The sequence below is a fragment of the Myroides sp. ZB35 genome (assembly GCF_001865835.1).
Classification (GTDB): domain Bacteria; phylum Bacteroidota; class Bacteroidia; order Flavobacteriales; family Flavobacteriaceae; genus Flavobacterium; species Flavobacterium odoratimimum.
Window position 1 is genome coordinate 2,334,863 of the sequence record NZ_CP017769.1, and the last position, 18,576, is coordinate 2,353,438.

Here is an 18,576-nt window from a genome sequence, read left to right on the forward strand (position 1 = left end):
TAGTCATGAGAAAAATTACTTTTCTTTCTATCATAACTTTTGTAATTCTTCTTTTTACTATTAATAAGACTTTTGGTCAAATAGCTATTACAGAGGTTTATTACGATACTCCTTTCGATGAAGAATTCGATCTTATAAGAGTTACAGAAAATGGAAAAAAAACAATTAAATATAAACAAAAAGCACATCATTTAGGAGAGTTTATTGAATTGTATAATTACACAACAAGTGATATATCAATGGATGGTTGGGTTTTAATGGATGATGAGGGGGCTTTTGAATTTCCTAAAAATATAGTTATTAAGTCTGGAGATTTTTTAGTCTTAGCTTATAGAGATTTGAAAAATAAACCTGATATAGGTAATTATTTTCCTATTTTTTTCCCTACAACTAAAGGGAAAGAGTCTAAAATAATTTATCAAGATGCTATTATACTTAATAATACAGGTGAAGTATTAACTCTTTACTCAAGTAAGTTTTTAGATTTAGATTTTAAAGATCCTAAATTTGGTTATCGTTCTAAAAACTTAATAAAAGTAGATCAGGTTTCTTGGTTGTTTAAACCAACAACTTCCCAAAGAAGTCCATGGAGTAACGCTTATCAAGATACGAATTATAAAGTTTTAGGTGATAGAAATTTCTATGCTCATAACTCACTTCAATTGGTTGCTGATAAAAAATATAGTGAGATAAAAGCGACTCCGTTTACTTCTGGTTATTTACCAAAGATACGCTCTATTTTAGACACACCTTTAGCCAATGGTTTTAGGATTAATATTGCAAATATTGATTGGGGGATGCATGTTCAAGAATTAGTTAATTATATCACAAAGATCTCAATTTCTAAAGTACAGCAAACACCAAAGGGAACTTTTAATAAAGAACAAATATGTTTTGTATATGATTCCTCTGGTAATATGATAGGAACCAAACCATGTAATGTAGCTAATAAAGTAAGTGCTATGGCGATGAAAAATACTCAATTACATGACCAAATGACTTTAGATAATTTATCAATAGAGGAAATTAAGAAACATGTTATAGTGTATCCTAATCCTACAGATGGAGTATTTAATGTAGTTTTTGAAAAGGAAATACAAGGTAAGATAGCTGAAGTGGAAGTGTTTAGTATGACAGGAGCTTTAGTTAAATCATCAATAATCACAAAAAAGGACACTAGTGTAAGTTATGATATATCAAATTATCCTACAGGAATTTATATTGTAAAGTTTAAACTGATTTCGAATACTTCATTTAATGTAAATATATTAAAGAGATAATATGTTAAAGAATACTTATATTATACTGTTGCTGTTTTCTATATTCAGCATCACAATTAAAGCACAAACTCAAAGTATCCCTTTACAAATGGATACTTCAGGTTACAAAGAAAATCAAACAAAAAGCCCAATGGCAATGGCATTTAGTGCTGCAGTGACTAGTTCACCAACAGATACTTTACCTTCTGTTTTAGGAGAATTAAGCGTAAATGGTCAAGGAGGTTTAAACTATACTATTGCAATTGATGTTATAAAAGGAGTTAATAATTTTTCACCAAATCTTGGGCTAACATATAATAGTCAAAGCTCTGATGGAATTGCAGGTATAGGATGGAGTTTACTTGGACTATCTTCAATTAATGTAGGTGGAAAAAGTGAAGAAGTAGATGGCGTTGTAAGAGGAGTACAGTTTGATGGAAAAGATCCATATTATTTAGATGGGCAAAGACTTCTTAGTGATGATAATAAAAACTATACTACTCAACTTTTTTCTAAAATTAAGATAGAAAAATTAGCGAATAACAAAGAGTTTATTGTAAGGTATCCTAATGGGAAAATTGCTTGGTATACAGAGCTAGTAGCTGGTAGCTATATGATAACTCAAATAAGTGATTCTTATAATAATAGAGTGTATTACGATTATTTAGTTGAATCAAATAAGATTTATTTAACTAAGATTTCTTATGGAGGCACAAATAAGACAGATGCTCCTTTCTTTGTGTCTGTAAATTATAAAAATACCAAAGTTCAGTTAAGTAAGTATTATCGTGGGCAAAAAGTAACTAGTTCTAAAGTTGTTGATAATATTAAAATTGAGTACAAGAATGGTTCATCTTTACAACTGTATAGGCTTTATAAATTGAGTTATGATTATATACATCAAGATACAAAAGAAAGACTTATTCAGGTTGATATAGAAAATGATAAAAAAGAGAAATTAAATCCACTAAAATTTAAATATAATTCTTCTGAGAATACTATAGTTACTCATATAGAATCCAAAAATATTGGCACTCCCAAAACAACATTCAAAATAGGTTCTGTGTCTATTGGTGATTTCTCAGGAAATGGACAACTTTATCCAATATATGAATCTATTGAAAATGAAGCAACAGAAGATAAAGAAAAAGTAACATTATGGGCTTCTAATGATAAAGGTAGCTCTTCATCTTATACAAAAAGTAGACTTCTTTTTAATGGAAAGGCTTTAGTAAATAGAACACTAAATGGTAAAACGCAAAGTGTAGTGTCTAAAGGAGATCTTCTTATCCAAATGGGAATTGATTATGCTGATACTAATTATGGTAAAGATAGATTTACTCTGTACTTTAAAGATTTAAGTAATCAAAGCGGTGTTGATAGTGATCAAAAGACAATAAAATTTGAATTAACAACTTTAGCTAAAAAGGCTAAAGAAGGAGTGATTTATGTAGATGATAGACCTAAGATTAGAGATGATGAATATATGGATAGAGATGAGATACCCATATATCCACATAATCAAGATTTAGTTCCAGATAAAGAAAATCGACGTTATCTTTTTGGTGATTTTAATAATGATGGACTAGTTGATCTTTTAATATTTCAACCAAATAATTACTATGCTTCTTTTGGAGTCTATTTTTGTGAAATTGGAAAACAGCAGAGAAATAATCAAACAATTCAATTAACAAATTTAAAAGTATCAGGAGACTTAGTTAAAGACTTAGGAACTAAGGTTTTTACTATAGAGTTTGATGGAGATGGACTTCCTGAATTTTTATTTGTGAATAACAGTGGGAAGTTTAGTATTGCTAAATTAGATATTGAAAATAAATCTCTAAATGTATTAAATACCCCTATAAAGGAGTTTAAAGGATATACAGAAAAAACACCTTTAGTTTTTGGTGATTTTAATGGTGATGGATTAACCGATATTATCTATCCGAAAAGGGTTTATGACGTTGAGAGTGATGGCGTTAATAAGGTTTTTAATGGTATTAGAGACCATCAGCATTTATGGTATTCTTATACTTCAACGGGAAATAACTTTATTGTTAAAGATAAAGATTTTACAAAGCAAAGATTAGTTTATATAAACCCGTCTCAAAAAAATGTACTTCGTAGGTATAATACTTGGGATAAAGTTTGGTCAGGGAAAATGGACAAATATTCTTATACTGAATATGGGGCGTCTAATATTATGGCTATGGATGTTGATGGTGATGGAATTACTGATATTGTTTCGTTCCAGAAAATGGGAGCTATCGAATATGATTTAAAAAGTAAGAATTTATTAAATGCTAAATTAAAAGATTCTGAAGGGACATCTCTTTTTGACGGAATTCGTGTTTTTCAGGTAAAAAACGATTCAAATCAAGATTTTTCAGTAAAAGCTCAACCTTTAAAAGGAGATGTGAATTTATGGGGAGAGACAACAGTTTCGTTATATAATACCAAAATTTCTCTGTTCTCTTTTGTATATAGTCGCTCAGATTATAATGATTTGAATAAGTATAAAACAGGTTTGGTAATAAATGATCCTGTTACCAAATTAGAAACAAAATATATTTTTAGCCAAGATAATTTTTTAGAAACTCAAATATCAGAGATTGATAATAATAGTGGAGCTAAACAAGTTATTGAATATAGACCACTTTCAGAAGATTACAATACAGTTCAAGAAAAGATTTACACTTATAGTGATTTAAACTTGCCTTTTCCTTATTATGTACATAAGGCAAACGGAATGTATTATTTGGTTCATAAGGTAAATACCAAATTTGATGGTAAGACATTAACTAAAGAATATAGATATCATAATGCCATTCAGCACTTACAAGGGAAAGGATTTATGGGATTTCAAAAAACAATTACAAGTGATATCTATGAGAGTGTTCAAACAGATAAAGGGACACATTTACTAAAAGATATGTATAGAGGAGTCTTTTGGACTGTTGAGATGAAAGATCCTTTAATGGATAATGCTTTAGTCTCGTCAACATATGGAAGTTTAGATGAAAGTAACTTTTTACAAAAGACTTTATATACTAATAAACGTTTTGATAAAACAAAGAATAGATACTTCATTGAGACAACAAAAGAAGAATTTGTAGATTATCTTAATGGATTTAAAAGTATTAAAAACTTTACATTTGATACATCAGTAGATATTCTTCTAACAAAATCTGATACAGAATATTACTCACCTAATGATAATGGGCAAGGATATAAATTAACAGGTAAAATAACAGAAGAGTACACTTATACACCAGAATTTAAATTTGGTAATGAAGGGGGGTTCTTCTATGGTAAGTTTAAATCAATTAAAAAGACTTCAACAAGAGGTAGTGATGTTTTTACTAGTAGAGAAGAAAATACTTATTCTGCTCAAGGAGGAGTATTAGTTAGTAAAAAGTTTGGTAATGATGCAATATCAGCTTTAACAACAGAATATACTTATATGCCTTTTGGCGGGATTGCTTCAGAGAAGACTTATTCGGATAATATCTCTCCATTAGTTACAAGTTTTACTTACGATGGGACTAAAAGATTTGTTATCTCTACAGTTGCTCCTAATGCATTAAAAACAAGTGCTACTTATGATATTATAGGTAGAGTATTAACTCAGAAAGATGCTCTTGGTAGGGAGACTAAGTATATTTATGATAGCTGGGGAAATGCTAATACGGTTATTGATTATTTAAAAAATAAAATAATAACTTCAAAATCTACTAAAGATTTAGTTCAAGGAAGTAAATATAGTATTGAAGTAAGTAGTAACACAGGAAGTCAAACATTTACATATTATGATGTTTTAGATAGGGTTTTAGGCACTAAAACTAAATCATTAAATGGGAAGTGGGTATTTACAAGTACTGAGTACGATGTTTATGGTAATGTAGTTAGAGAAAGCCAACCTTATTATCAAGGAGAAACTGTAAAATGGAATTATACGTTGTATGATAGATTAAATAGGCCAATAGAAGTTGTTGATTATAGAGGAAAGTCCATTAAAACTGAGTATGAAAAGAACAAAGTAACTGTTCAAGATGGACATAAAAAAATAGCTAAGTGGGTAGATGCACAAGGTCTTGTTTTAAAAACTCAAGACCAAGGAGGTGTTATTGAAAATTTGTATTATGCAAATGGAAGTTTAAAGCAATCAAATTACGAAGGGATTTTTACTAAGATTGAAATTGATGGATGGGGAAACAAGACAAAATTAATTGACCCTTCAGCAGGGACTTATACATATAAGTATGATAATTTAAGTAGACTAGTTCAAACAACTACACCAAGAGGTGGTAAAACTATATATGAGTATGATGAAGTAGGTAATCTTAAAAAAGAAAAAACAGATGGTGGTAGTGATGAAAAAACAAATATTGATATAGAATATGTTTATGATAAAGCAACTCAATTACCTACAGAGATAAAGGGAAATTATAATGGTGCAAAATTTAGTTATAAAACTAATTATAATCAAAATCAGTTCTATAACATAGAAAGTATAGTTGAGACAACTCCTAAGTTTACTTACACAAAATCGTTTGTATATGACAAAGAAGGTAGGGTTTCTCAAACCAAAATAGCAACTAATGTATTAGGTGTAAGTGGGATTGCAAGTTCTACTATTAAAAATATCTATGATAAGAACAGTGGAGGATTGTTAGTAGAGCAAAGGGATATTACTAATGATAAAGCTATTTGGAGATTAAACGAACAAACTGCATTTGGAGCAAGTAAAAAATTGACTTTAGGTAATGGGTTTGTTATTGATAATCAGTATGATGTTAATGATTATTTAACTAGTATAAAGCAGAAATATCAAAGTAAGATTATTGTTGATATAGATTATAATTACGACGCTAAAAGAGGAACTTTAAGTCAAAGAAATTCAAAATTATTTGGAAAGAATGAACAATTTACTTATGATGATTTAGACCGTTTATTAAAAGAAACAACAAATGGATCTGTAATCAATGAATATACATATGATTTTAGAGGCAGAGTTACTTCAAATACTGAGGTAGGGAAGTATAATTATAATGATACAGATTACCGTCTTGAAAACATAAACTTCAACGAAAAAGGAAGTAAAATGTTACAGGAAAGAGGATTTGTTAATGTGAAATACAATGCCTTTAAATCTCCATATGAATTGATTTTAGATAAGAAAACTAAAATTGAATATGATTTTTCTATTTTAAAAGGTAGGTTTGCTAGTTATTATGGTAGTTTAGAATCAAAAGATAAACAACCTATTCAGAAGTATTATTCATCTGATAAAGCAATAGAGATTATAATTTCAAAGGATAAGACGCAAATTGTTTCTTATATAACAGGAGATGCTTATAGTGCAAATTATATTCAGATTGATGAAGTAAAATCTGGAGTAATAGATGCAAGTCCCAAAAATTATTACCTTCATAGAGACAATTTACAATCTATCATAGGTATTAGTGATATTAATGGTAATATTGTTGAGCAAAGGTTTTTTGACGCATGGGGTAATTTAAAAGGTGCTAAGATAGGTGGAACAGATGTAAAGATAAATCAATTTGGTTGGGCTACTAGCCTATTATTAGATAGAGGATATACAGGTCATGAACATTTATATACAGTAGGACTGATTCATATGAATGGGAGAATATATGATCCTCAATTAAGAAGGTTTATGTCTCCTGATAATTTTGTACAGGATAATACTAATACTCAAAGTTATAATAGATATGGGTATGTATTAAATAATCCTTTACTTTATACAGATCCAAGTGGAGAGATTATTCCAATTTTAATTGGTATTGGTGTCGGAATCGTGATGAATGGAATTATGAATTCTGTTAATAAAGTACCTTTCTTTTATGGAGCAGGAAAAGCTGGTGTAATGGGAGGTATTAGTGGAGCTATATCGTTTGGAATAGGAAGTTTAGTTACTAATTCAATTGTACAAGCTGGGCTTCATGGAGTAACTAGTGGTGCGATGAGTGAGATACAAGGAGGGAAGTTTATTACAGGTTTAGCAAGTGGAATTGTTAGTTCATTAATATCAAGTGGAGTAGAGAAACTTGGAAAGCCTACTAGTAATATTAAATTAAATAAACAACAGTTAAAAGCTACCATGTTGGTTGCAGGTGGGGTATCAGGAGGAATATCTTCTTCTATAGCAGGAGGGGATTTTTGGAAAGGAATGCAACAGGGATTAATTACTAGTGGGTTGAATCATGTAGCTCATTTAATAACAGAACAAATAGAAATTTCTAAAATAGACAGTAGATTAAAAGAGAAAGGGTATAACCCAGATGATCCAGCTTATGATTTATTTAGAGATAAAAGCTCTAAATTAGTTAATGAATTTGCGAAAAAAGTGTTACCTGAATACTATGAAGCAGCTAATGGGCCAGAATTAGTTATTACTGAAAACTTAGTAACAAAGGGTGGACAGGCTTTAGATGGACAAGTACAAGGTAGTTTGATAAGTGAAAATGGAGTGTATACTTATAATGGGACAATTAAAATAAATACAACGATTTTTAATACATATAGACAGACCGCTTTAACTATATTACATGAATTTAGTCATGTAATAGATATTGTATCAGGAGCCAGACAAAAGTGGTTTAATGCTTATGGAAAAGAGGCTTCATTAGTTATTACTGAAGTAAAAGCTTATGAATTGGAGCAAATATGGGGAGGTATTATAAATTATAATACCACTTATTTAAATTTTAAAAAACAGTTTGATGATAATAATTGGAGTTTTTAAAATGAATAAAATGTTTATTTTAGTAATCACTGTGTTTACTATTTTTACGGGATACTCACAAAAAAAAAATGAAGGAGCTATAGAGTTAAGTATATTAAAAGATACTATTACTAATAATAGCTTAATCACAGTTGAGTTTTATAATAATAGTGATACAGCGTATTACTTTCCAATAGATACATCTATAGATCGATTTATTTGGAACAATAGTTTTCTTAAACACGGAGAGAAAACACTTACGATGGGGAAATTTTCAATTAAAGAAAATTTTTTAGATAAGAATTTGCAATCATGTGAGATGGTTACTATGGAGTTGATTCACTGTTTTACAAAACAGACAAATATTAGCAATGCAATATTAAAGGATGAAATAAATTCAGTCAATATTGACTTTGTTTTTTTAGCACCCAAAGCTTATGCTAGATTGACCGTTCCTGTTCAGTTTGTGAAAAATTATTTTCATATATGTGATATTCATACTTTAAATAATATTTCTTCTCTAGAATATTTACAATATACTTATAAGGTAATTGAGGATGATGTTAATAATTTAAAAATGATGGTAAAAGGAAAACAATTAGAGAGTTATTATAATGATTTAAATTGGGAAGGGCTTACATATAAACTTTATATAGGGGAAATTAAAAGTAATATAGTACCTATTAAATGGGAAAGAAGTAAGGAATTATTAGATGGTGATTATGATGCAGTTCTTAAGGAAAAATACAAATAATTTTAGATACAGAGTCTAATTTTAAAAACTAATTTAATTGAAGATAGTATTTAGAAAACCTAAATTTATATTTTAAGAATTTTAAACAATATGAATGTTGTACAATTCGAGTAGAATTATTTGTAAGAAAAAATTCTTCAATAAATAGAATAAGAGGAGTTATAAAAGACTTAAAAACAAGACTTATTTTACGCTCGCGCTCGGCCTCAGACTATGAATATGAGATTAAGGTAATAACTGATTAGAATAAAAAAAGCGCTTATTTAGTTTGGACTAAGTAAGTGCTTTTTTAATTATTATTCTTTGAGGGTGTCCCGTAAACTGTGTCATTAAAAAAATTGTATAATAAAATATGTACATTAGTAAAATGAGCAGAGAACAAAAAAAAGAAGTATTTGATTTCGAGAGTTTTAAAGAACAAGCAATGGCTGATATTTATCAAGGAAAGAAAATGGGAGGTCCAGATGGTGTTTTTGGTCCCCTTTTAAAACATTTCCTTGAGACTATGTTAGAAAGTGAACTAGAGAATCATTTGGAAGAAGAAAAGGCTAAAGGGATTCCAAATCGTCGCAACGGCGAGACCACCAAAACTGTTCGAAGTATGCAGTCAGGTTCTATTGAATTAGAGTCTAATCGCGATCGCAATGGAACCTTTGAACCTAAGGTGTTACCCAAACGTATGCACCCGAGCAAGTACATCTTGTGAGATCTAATTATTCTTCTACATTATCCAGGATAAGTTTCTTGTAATTATGAGGATATAAGTCAGCGATATTTTTGTGGTTGATGGATTGAATATTTTCAAGAACATACTTTAGCCATTTATATGGATTAATGTCATGCTTTTTGCAGTTAGCAAAAAACGTATAGGCCATAGCTGCTCTTTATGCTGCATCATGAGAACCGGCAAAGAGATAGTTTTTACGACCAATTGCTACAGGTCTGATTACATTTTCAACAAGATTATTGTCTATCTGCAAGTTTCCATTGTGTAAGTAATCACTTAGATTACTCCATCTTTTTTGAGAGTACGCAAAAGCTTTACCTATTCTACTTTGAGGTAAGGTGAGATTCATCTGAGCAATCATATATTTACCAAGCTTGTTGATGATTGGTAAACTTTCATCTAGACGAAGTTCTTTGATTTGGTCAGGAGCTAAGTTTTGTTCTTTAGCTTTTCTCTCTATAGCATATAACCTCTGTATTTCTACTAGTACATGCTGCGCCCTTTTTCTATCGTTATCTAAAGCTTTTTCAAATTCACGTCGAGCATGTGCCCAACAAGCAAGATGTGTAACATCTGACTTATTTCCATAGGCTTGGTAGCCGCTAAATCCATCAGTTTGCAGATATCCTTTGAAGTTTTTTAATATAGGCAGTGCAGCACTACCGCTACGAGTAGGACTGTAATTAAACATTACAAGCTTGGATATAGGTGCGTGATACACCCAATAGTAGCCAAGATGAGTTTTGTCTTTCTTTTTCTCATCTAAGACTTTGATGGTGGTTTCATCAACTTGGAGATAACCTTCGTTTTTGATGTCCATCACCAGCTTTTGGTATAGTGGCTTTAAAGCATCCATGCTTTGAGCCGCCCAACCATCTATTGTAGAAGAAGCTATATCGATGTTTTCTCTGGAAAAGCGTTGCTTTTGTCTATAAAGAGGAAGGTGGTCAACATATTTATCTACAAGTATTGTGGATAATAACCCCTCTGAAGGGATTCCTTTATCTATAATTCGCTCTGGAAGCTCACCAATACTAATTTGAGTGTTGTCTTTACCTTTAGTAGCGTATTTATATCGGATGTAACGCTTGATTTTAAAGTAACCTGGAACATAATCTAACACATCTGTAGTTTCTTTACCAATGCAAATCATATCAGATAAATCTCCCTCAGGATGTATTTCTATTTCTTCTACGGGTAAATGATCTGGTAGTTTAGCTCGTCCTGGATGTTTCTTTTTCTCACGAGAGTAGGTAATCTCTTGTTTGATTACTTCTTCTTGTTCCTCTAAGACTGCTTGTTCAACATCTAAAGGTAATTTATAAAACATACGGAGTAGGGTATATCCCTCTTTAATATACTTGAAAACCGATAGCCTAAGCTACCGGTTTTTTTATGTCTACACTATTCTACTATTTACAATTCTACGCTAACATTTTTTTTAAATGTAAATTTCAGGAATACTACATTCTTTGTAACCCTTGACCACCAAAGCTCTTTAACTTTCTGCCTCACTATGCCTACATTTAATGTAGAAGTTGTTGTTCCCACTCGTACTATAATTGAGAAAGTATTGTTATTGCACGAAGAATTCTCAAAGCCTATTGAAAATATTAGAACTGATCGATTGACTAGGCATTTTTATGACATAGACAAAATTATGGATTCGGAATTTGGTGAACAAGCAATAGTTGATGATGATTTGTTTACTAATATTGTTGAGCAACGACAAAAAGTAAAGCCTTTAAGAGGGATAGATTACTCAAATCATAAGAAAGGTAAATTGAGTATTTTACCTCCAGAGGTAGTATTTGAAAGATGGGCAGAAGACTATAAAACGATGCAAGAGCATATGATCATTGGAAATAGTTTAAGCTGGAATGATTTACTTAATCGTTTAAAGGAGATCGAAAATAAATTTAATAAAATTTAAAAGCTCAACTTTTTTATGTTGTCTCACAATAATACAAAGGACTTAAAATCGTTATTTATAAGATATATGGAAATCGATAAATCCCTTTCTATCTTATAAAACACCCCAACTACCACACGATAGTTGGGGGGCTTTTATTTTATTCACTCTCCATCATCTTTAAAATATCTTCGTACCTATAAAACATCAATCCACCTATCTTCTTAAATGGTATGGTACCATTTATTCTCATATTTTGTAAGGTACCAGGAGAAATACCAAGAAGTTTTCTTACTTCATAGCTTTTAATCCATTGTTTTATCTCTTGGTCTTTCTTTCTATTAAAAGGGCTATACCTTCTTATCTCAGTAATAATCTCTTGTTTAAAAATCTCAAGGTCTTCTTTTGTAATAAAATCTACTTTCATAATTAATAGTATTTAGGGTTAGTTTTGATTTGTTTTAAGCCGTTATAAGCTTAGTTCTAACCCTAAATAACAATTTGTATGTACTGGTTTAGTTCTGTTGTCTTTGGGAGGTTTAATTTGACTCTTCAAAGTTGTACTTGTGATTTTCCTGAATACGTCTTCTTTCTCTTAGATTGTCCATATCTTCACCCAGTTTATGTTCTAATACCTTCGCATAAATTTGAGTTGTTTTAATAGCCGTATGCCCAAGCATCTTACTTACAGATTCAATAGGTACGCCATTGTTTAGTGTAATGGTTGTGGCAAAAGTATGTCTGGCTAAGTGAAAAGATAAGTTCTTATCTATATCACAGATAATAGCAATCTCTTTTAAGTAACCATTCATTCGTTGGTTACTAATAACTGGGAACAGTTTGCCTTTGGCAAAAGCCACAGGATGGTCTTTGTATTTTTCAATTAGTTCTAAAGCTTCAGGTAATAGAGGAACCCTTACAGGTATTTTAGTTTTCTCTCTACTTGATATAATCCAATCTTTTCCATCGCTTCCTTTAGCTATATTTTGTGGTGCTAAGTGAAAGATGTCTATATAAGCTAAACCAGTATAACAACTAAACAAAAACATATCAAGAACAGCTTGTAATCTTTCAATAGCAAAATTCTTGTTTACAAGGATTTCAAGTTCAGATTTGGTTAGATGCCCTCTTTCTGTCTTCTCAAATTGAAGTTTATATTTGGTAAAAGGATCTTTCTCCATCCATTCCATGGTGATAGCTAAGTTGATTAACTTTTTAAACCTTTCAATGTGTTTCATAATACCATTGTTATTTAATGGTTGATGCTTGTGAATAGGTTTGCAGTTTCTTAGGAAGTTTTCAAAGTCAAAAATAAATTTGTAGTTAATCTCGCTTAAATAGATGTCAGTTCGATTGTGTACTTTACGCAAATAGCTTTTAAGGTACTTTTCCGTAGAGAAGTAGTTCTTTAGTGTACCATAAGCTAATTTGCTTGTAGCAATCTCTCTGTGATAGTCTATAAGCTTTAAAAGTGATGATTCAGTATCATCATGTCCAAGAAAGATGTTTTTAACAGCTCCAATTGAGACAACTCTTTTTTGTTGGACTAATTGATGATAGGCATCTGTAATGAGAGAACGTACTCGCTCGATATGTGCATTGATTCGAACCGTGTCCTCACTTTTTCCTTTTGCTTTTCCTTTAATGTTATCCCAAGAAGTAGGGGATATTTTTAGTTTTAAAGAAATTTCTGTTCGTTGTCCATTTACCGTTATCCTTGCGTATATAAGGGATGGAACTGTTTTGTTTGAATTAGAAACACGTATAATGAAGTGTATTCCAAATGTGTTTTTTGTTTTCATATCAATCTATTTTAATGTTAACCGAACTGTTTTGATATGGTTTTAAAAAACTACTCACCCGAATAGTACTCAAACAAGACCAAAAAGCACTGAATTAAACTAAAATAAATTGTATTTAATTTGTTGAAATACAATTAGTTAAACTCGATTCGGTGAGCTAATTTACCTTTTAAAAATAGCTCACCTAATAGCTCACATTTAGATTGATTTACAATGGATTATTATGATATATTTAAAAATAAAAAAATCCGTAAGTAATTGATACTTACGGATTTAGGCACATTCTGATGCCGAAAAAGTCGGGGTGGCAGGATTCGAACCTGCGACCTCCTGCTCCCAAAGCAGGCGCGATGACCGGGCTACGCTACACCCCGCTAGACTTATTTTGTCATTTCGAGTGCAAATATAGAACATTATTTTGTATCTGCAAGGTTTAGGTGTGAAAAATAAATGTTTTTTTGGGTTGTTTTGTGTAAGTGGTTGTTTTAATGTGTGATAAGTATTTTTAAAATGTATTAAAATCACTATATGTTTTGTAAGATTAAGAATTATGTAATGTGTAAAGGAAGAAAAAGATACTTTAGGTGATATAATATGTTTTGATAGGTATAATATTTTGAAGAGAATAGATTATCTGTATTTAAGTATTAATATTTTAAATCATTTTTTATGTAGAGATATGGTTTAAAAAAGTATTTTTGTTTAGAAACAAATAAAAGGAAGAAATATGCCAACTATAGAAAGAGTAAAGTGCTTAATTATCGGATCAGGACCTGCTGGTTATACAGCTGCTATTTATGCTGCACGTGCGAATATGGCACCTGTGCTTTATCAAGGTCTACAACCAGGAGGACAATTAACAACAACAAATGAAGTAGAGAACTTCCCTGGATATCCAGAAGGAGTTACAGGACCTGAAATGATGATGCAATTACAGGCACAAGCACAACGCTTCGGTGCTGATATCCGTGATGGATGGGTAACGAAGGCTGAACTAAAAGGAGATGTAAAGAAAGTATGGGTAAATGAAACGACTGAGATTCATGCTGATACTGTTATTATCTCTACTGGTGCGACAGCAATGTATTTAGGATTACCATCAGAGCAACATTACTTATCATTAGGAGGAGGAGTATCTGCATGTGCAGTTTGTGATGGGTTCTTTTATAGAAACCAAGAAGTAGTAATCGTAGGAGCTGGAGATTCAGCTTGTGAGGAAGCTCATTACTTATCTAAATTATGTAAAAAAGTTACTATGCTAGTGCGTAGTGATAAGTTCCGTTCATCTCGTATTATGGAGGAACGTGTACGTAATACTGAAAACATCGAAATCCTAATGAATACGTCTACAGTAGATGTATTAGGAGATGGTAATGTAGTAACAGGTGTTCGTGTGAAAAATAATATCACTGGTGAAGAGAAAGATATTGAAGCTACAGGTTTCTTCGTGGCTATTGGTCATAAGCCTAATACAGATATCTTTAAAGAAGAACTAGAGATGGATGAGACAGGATATTTAATCACTCAAGGAAAGACTAGTAAAACGAATGTTGAAGGAGTTTTTGCTTGTGGAGATGTACAAGATAAAGATTACAGACAAGCTATTACAGCTGCAGGTTCTGGATGTATTGCAGCATTAGATGCTGAGCGTTATTTAGCTGCTAAGTAATTTGTATTGATTACAGTATATAAGGGAACCCAATAGTGGTTCCCTTTTTTATTATTAAAAGTTAATATTATATAGTGCTTAAAGGGATATTATTATATTTGTTTTTCATAAAAAATAGAAATGCTTTTACTTAAAAATATATCATTTAGTTACTTAGAAGAAAAAACAGTTATTAATAACCTTAGCTTGGTTGTCGAAAAAGGACAGCATGTTGCTCTGTTGGGAGAAAGTGGATGTGGCAAGAGTACTTTATTAAAATTGATTTATGGTTTACAAGATCTAGATCAAGGAGAGATTCACTGGAATAACAAGCAAGTTTTAGGGCCTGCATATCATTTGGTTCCTGGAATAGATGAAATGAGATACCTAGCTCAAGATTTCGATTTAATGCCTTTTACTTCTGTAAAAGAAAATATAGGGAAGTATCTTTCTAACTTTTATATGGAAGAGAAAGAGCACCGTATAAAAGAGCTTTTGACATTAGTAGATTTAGATGACTATGCAGATGTAAAAGTAAAACACTTAAGTGGTGGACAACAACAACGTGTTGCTATAGCTCGTGTACTTGCATTAGAGCCAGAGATTCTACTATTAGATGAACCATTTAGTCATATTGATTATTCGAGAAGAAGTCTGCTTAGACGTAATCTATTTGCTTATTTAAAAGAAAAAGGAATTACGTGTATAGTGGCTACTCATGATAGTATAGATGCATTGAGTTTTGCTGACGAGACTATTGTATTAAAAGATGGTGAGTTAGTGGATATGGGAGAAACGAAGGATGTATATGAGTTCCCATTGAATAAGTATGTTGCATCTTTATTCGGAGAGGTAAATGAATTGTATATCTCGGATTTTACAACTTCTTTTGAAGAGGATGAATTATTGCTAATATATCCTCACCAATTAATGCTTTCAAAACAAAAAGGACAAATAGAAGTAGAGGTACTTGATTCTTATTTTAAAGGAGACGGTTATATGATAAAAACTTTCTTTAATGAGGATAGGGTAGTATTCTTTGACCATCCTTTTGATATCGAAAAAGGAACTAAGATTAAACTAGCATTAAAGAAATTTCAATAATAAAAAAACGCCACTTTAATTAAGTGGCGTTTTTTGTAGTGGATATAAGAAAAAAGCTCAGCAATTTGCTGAGCTTTTAAATATATTATTTTTTGTTTTTTACATTTTTCTCTAAGAATTGATCTTGTTCCCATAATAGGTGGAAGATGTTTTCTTTAGCAGCATATCCATGACTTTCTTTAGGAAGGATAACCATTCTTACAGGTGCTCCTAGTCCTTTTAAAGCTTGGAAGTAACGCTCTGTTTGTAATGTAAATGTTCCAGGGTTATTATCTGCTTCACCGTGTACTAATAACATTGGAGTTTTCATTTTACTAGCATTCATGAATGGAGACATTGTATTGTATACTTCAGGAACTTCCCAATAGTTTCTTTGTTCTGTTTGGAAACCAAATGGAGTTAATGTTCTGTTGTAAGCTCCACTACGTGCAATACCAGCTGCAAATAAGTCTGAATGTGTAAGTAAGTTAGCAGTCATAAATGCTCCATAAGAGTGTCCTCCTACAGCTACTCTCTTTCTATCGATATATCCTAATGCATCTACAGCATCAATAGCTGCTTTACCATTTGCTACTAATTGTTCTACATAAGTATCATTTGGCTCTTCTTTACCTTCTCCTACGATAGGGAATGCAGCATCATCTAATACCGCGTATCCTTTCGTAACCCAGTAGATAAATGATCCATAAGAAGGGAATGTAAACTCATTAGGGTTATGTGTTACTTGTGCAGCACTATTTTTGTCTTTGTACTCAGCAGGGTAAGCCCAGATTAATAGAGGTAATTTCTCCTTCTTAGCTTTAATATCATATCCTGCAGGTAAGTATAAAGTACCAGATAATTCTAAACCATCTTCTCTCTTATATTTAATCACCTCTTTGTGTACTCCGTTTAAAGAACTAAAAGGGTTTTTAAATGAAGTGATCGCTTTTAAGTCATTCTTCTTGTTGATATTTCTGAAGTAGTAGTTAGGATATTCAGTAGCTGATTGAATAGACACTAATACTAGTCCTTTCTTTACATCTTCTATAGATTGAATAGTCTCTTTTTTATCTGTGTAATTAGACTGGTACAATCTTTTTGTTTTTAATGTTTTTAAATCGAACTCATCGATGAAAGGGAATTGTCCTTTAGCTGTATAACCTTTTCCTATTAAGAATAGCTTATTGTTTTCTTTAGCTAGTACATAACGGTCAAATTCATTTCTTTTTAACTCGAATGTACCTGGATCACTGTATACGTCTTGTGAATTTCTGTCTTCTATTTTTACAGGAGCATCATTAAATTTAGATGGATCGATAATGAACGTTCTAGTGTTTCTAGTATCATACCATTGATCACCTACTAAAGCTAAGTTGTCATCACCCCAAGTGATACCACCATAACGTTGAGATAGCTTAACAATAGATTTAGGAGCATCAGTAAATGGAGCATCCCAAGTGAATACTTCGTCTCTGAAAGGTACATCTTTAGCAGGATCACCACCATCTAGAGCTTCTACATAATAAATAGTAGCAGCTTTATCAGCTCTCCATCCCATACTTCTTTTTCCTTCACGTGTAGCCATAAAACCTTTAGGCATAATTTCATTTAAAGGAATATCATTTACTTCTTTTACTAAGTTACCCGCTTTGTCATAAACTACAGTTTTCATAGGAAAACGGTTTAGTGATACTAAGTAAGAGAATGGTTTTTGTAATGTAGTTACCATTAAATATTCTCCATCAGGAGAGAAACTAGAACCAACAAATAAATCTCCTTTTTTGAAAAGTGTTTTATTTCCTTTTAGGTCTATTTTATATAATTCAGACGTAACTAAAGTTTCGAAGTTAGCCTCGTCAGTTTTATTCTTTAATAAATCTTGGTATGTTCTGTTTTGAGAAACAACACCTTCACTTACAGATACGATAGGGCCTGTTGGTAGGTTTTTAGAAGTATCGATTAATGCAGGTCTATTAGCAGGGATTTGGTTAATCAATAAAGATTGGCTATCCTTAAACCAAGTAATAGGGTTACCGATGTTTGCATTTAAATTTGCCTCAGTAAGTTTAGTTGCTTGAGCAGTTTTTACGTCTAAGATCCAAAGTTCCACACCGTTTTCAGCAGTGTTAGTGAATGCTAATTTTGATTGATCAGGAGACCAAGTAATATTAGTAATTCTAGGATTAGCTGGTAATCCTTTTACTTGTATTTCTTGAGTATCTTTTATTTTTCTAACTTTTAGGTTAGTAATATAAGTTACTGTGCTTGAAATATTAGTGTTTACATCGATACGTAAACCAGCAAGTCTCATTTCATTTACATTCAAATCCATTAATGTTTTATATGTACTCCTATAGCTTAGAAGCATATATTCCATTTTGTTGTCCATAGATATAGCAGGTGCTCTTTCGAAGTCAGCTAATTCTAGAATTTCTTGAGATGGCTTTTGATATGTAACATTTTCTTGTGCGTACATAGAACTAATCAAAAATAGGGATAATAAGGTTGTTTTGATGATTCTCATTATGGTTAGTTTTAACGTTAGGTTGGCTAATATAAATGAAATTATTGAGTGTTCTGTTAGTGTATAGCCTTTTTGTGGCAAAAATGTTTAAGTTTTTAGTTATTAGTGTATTTTTG

10 protein-coding genes, 1 tRNA gene and 1 pseudogene are annotated in these 18,576 nt (G+C 31.3%); 7 read left to right on the top strand and 5 right to left on the bottom strand.

Annotated elements, in window-relative coordinates; translation table 11 throughout:
- Positions 1–5 precede the first annotated feature (5 nt).
- From BK054_RS10575 to BK054_RS10590, 4 genes are all read left to right on the top strand, one after another.
- Positions 6–1,280, top strand: coding sequence for a T9SS type A sorting domain-containing protein (locus tag BK054_RS10575; protein ID WP_006263102.1), 1,275 nt, complete (start codon positions 6–8; stop codon positions 1,278–1,280).
- A 1-nt stretch (position 1,281) separates the two neighbouring features.
- Positions 1,282–8,028 carry an RHS repeat-associated core domain-containing protein gene (locus BK054_RS10580; protein ID WP_071307252.1) on the top strand — a complete coding sequence of 2,249 codons (6,747 nt, stop codon included), beginning with the start codon at positions 1,282–1,284 and terminating at the stop codon, positions 8,026–8,028.
- Positions 8,006–8,761 (top strand): hypothetical protein, encoded by a 756-nt coding sequence (locus tag BK054_RS10585; RefSeq protein WP_006260764.1) that lies wholly within the window; start codon positions 8,006–8,008, stop codon positions 8,759–8,761. Before BK054_RS10580 ends, BK054_RS10585 begins: the two co-directional genes overlap by 23 nt.
- Positions 8,762–9,128: 367 nt before the next feature.
- Positions 9,129–9,467, top strand: a complete 339-nt coding sequence (locus BK054_RS10590; protein WP_006260765.1) for a transposase — start codon at positions 9,129–9,131, stop codon at positions 9,465–9,467.
- Between the two features lie 7 nt (positions 9,468–9,474).
- Here BK054_RS10590 and tnpC read toward each other — a convergent pair.
- Positions 9,475–10,806: pseudogene (gene tnpC / locus BK054_RS10595) on the bottom strand (IS66 family transposase); the annotation flags it as partial.
- Between the two features lie 96 nt (positions 10,807–10,902).
- Here tnpC and BK054_RS10600 point away from each other — a divergent pair.
- The gene (locus BK054_RS10600; protein WP_073145886.1) at positions 10,903–11,421 is read left to right on the top strand and encodes a nucleotidyl transferase AbiEii/AbiGii toxin family protein; all 519 of its coding nucleotides are present in this window, start codon (positions 10,903–10,905) and stop codon (positions 11,419–11,421) included.
- Positions 11,422–11,560: 139 nt separating this feature from the next.
- Here BK054_RS10600 and BK054_RS10605 read toward each other — a convergent pair whose 3' ends face one another.
- The 3 genes from BK054_RS10605 to BK054_RS10615 form a co-directional block, all read right to left on the bottom strand.
- Positions 11,561–11,827, bottom strand: coding sequence for a helix-turn-helix domain-containing protein (locus BK054_RS10605; protein ID WP_039329044.1), 267 nt, complete (start codon positions 11,825–11,827; stop codon positions 11,561–11,563).
- A gap of 112 nt (positions 11,828–11,939) precedes the next feature.
- Positions 11,940–13,202: a site-specific integrase gene (locus tag BK054_RS10610; RefSeq protein WP_006263106.1), complete on the bottom strand. Its 1,263-nt coding sequence runs from the start codon at positions 13,200–13,202 to the stop codon at positions 11,940–11,942.
- A gap of 299 nt (positions 13,203–13,501) precedes the next feature.
- Positions 13,502–13,576 (bottom strand) — tRNA-Pro (locus BK054_RS10615).
- 353 nt (positions 13,577–13,929) lie between these two features.
- Between BK054_RS10615 and trxB the strand changes: the two genes are divergently transcribed.
- Both trxB and BK054_RS10625 read left to right on the top strand, forming a co-directional pair.
- Positions 13,930–14,871: a thioredoxin-disulfide reductase gene (trxB, locus tag BK054_RS10620; protein WP_006260773.1), complete on the top strand. Its 942-nt coding sequence runs from the start codon at positions 13,930–13,932 to the stop codon at positions 14,869–14,871.
- Positions 14,872–14,991: 120 nt separating this feature from the next.
- Positions 14,992–15,954, top strand: a complete 963-nt coding sequence (locus tag BK054_RS10625; RefSeq protein WP_025124638.1) for an ABC transporter ATP-binding protein — start codon at positions 14,992–14,994, stop codon at positions 15,952–15,954.
- A gap of 85 nt (positions 15,955–16,039) precedes the next feature.
- Here the strand turns inward: BK054_RS10625 and BK054_RS10630 are convergent, their stop codons facing one another.
- Positions 16,040–18,541, bottom strand: coding sequence for an alpha/beta hydrolase family protein (locus BK054_RS10630; protein ID WP_081048725.1), 2,502 nt, complete (start codon positions 18,539–18,541; stop codon positions 16,040–16,042).
- Positions 18,542–18,576 lie beyond the last annotated feature (35 nt).

Coding starts and splice junctions, on each gene's coding strand:
- BK054_RS10575 (WP_006263102.1), top strand. CDS start 6: ATGAGAAAAATTACTTTTCTTTCTATCATAACTTTTGTAATTCTTCTT.
- BK054_RS10580 (WP_071307252.1), top strand. CDS start 1,282: ATGTTAAAGAATACTTATATTATACTGTTGCTGTTTTCTATATTCAGC.
- BK054_RS10585 (WP_006260764.1), top strand. CDS start 8,006: ATGATAATAATTGGAGTTTTTAAAATGAATAAAATGTTTATTTTAGTA.
- BK054_RS10590 (WP_006260765.1), top strand. CDS start 9,129: ATGAGCAGAGAACAAAAAAAAGAAGTATTTGATTTCGAGAGTTTTAAA.
- BK054_RS10605 (WP_039329044.1), bottom strand. CDS start 11,827: ATGAAAGTAGATTTTATTACAAAAGAAGACCTTGAGATTTTTAAACAA.
- BK054_RS10610 (WP_006263106.1), bottom strand. CDS start 13,202: ATGAAAACAAAAAACACATTTGGAATACACTTCATTATACGTGTTTCT.
- trxB (WP_006260773.1), top strand. CDS start 13,930: ATGCCAACTATAGAAAGAGTAAAGTGCTTAATTATCGGATCAGGACCT.
- BK054_RS10625 (WP_025124638.1), top strand. CDS start 14,992: ATGCTTTTACTTAAAAATATATCATTTAGTTACTTAGAAGAAAAAACA.